The organism is Actinomycetospora sp. NBRC 106375 (assembly GCF_030269665.1).
Taxonomy (GTDB): Bacteria; Actinomycetota; Actinomycetes; order Mycobacteriales; family Pseudonocardiaceae; genus Actinomycetospora.
In genome coordinates this window covers 1-684 of the sequence record NZ_BSTS01000074.1, presented here as the reverse complement: position 1 = coordinate 684, position 684 = coordinate 1, and the positions used below count along the sequence as shown (strand labels likewise).

1 protein-coding gene is annotated in these 684 nt (G+C 77.8%); it reads left to right on the top strand.

Features of this window, described 5'->3' with window-relative positions:
- Positions 1-684 (top strand): zinc-binding alcohol dehydrogenase family protein (locus tag QSK03_RS32925; RefSeq protein WP_285660054.1); only part of this gene is annotated, 684 nt, incomplete at both ends.

Genomic DNA, 684 nt, shown 5'->3' with positions numbered 1-684 from the left:
GTCACCGGGTTCGCCGAGGGCGACCGGGTCGGGGTGGCGTGGCTGCGCCACACCTGCGGCACCTGCCGGTACTGCCGGCGCGGGGACGAGAACCTCTGCCCCGCCTCGCGCTACACCGGCTGGGACGCCGACGGCGGCTACGCCGAGGTCACCACGGTGCCCGCGGCGTACGCCCACCGCCTGCCCGAGGGCTACACCGACGCCGAGCTCGCGCCGCTGCTCTGCGCCGGGATCATCGGCTTCCGCGCCCTGCGTCGCGCCGAGCTGCCCGCGGGCGGGCGCCTCGGGGTCTACGGCTTCGGCGGCAGCGCGCACCTGGCCGCCCAGGTCGCGCTGGCGCAGGGCGCCACGGTGCACGTCATGACCCGCAGCCCCGCCGCGCAGGAGCTGGCCCGGGAGCTCGGCGCGGCTTCGGCTCAGGGCGCCGCCGACGCGCCGCCGGAGCCGCTCGACGCGGCGATCCTGTTCGCCCCGGTCGGCGACCTCGTGCCGCCGGCCCTGGAGGCCCTCGACCGCGGCGGGACCCTCGCCGTCGCCGGCATCCACCTGTCCGACGTGCCGCCGCTGGACTACCAGCGCCACCTGTTCGGTGAGCGCAGCCTGCGCAGCGTCACCTCGAACACCCGCGCCGACGCCCGGGCGTTCCTGCGCGTCGCCGCCGAGCACCACCTCGAGGTGACGACC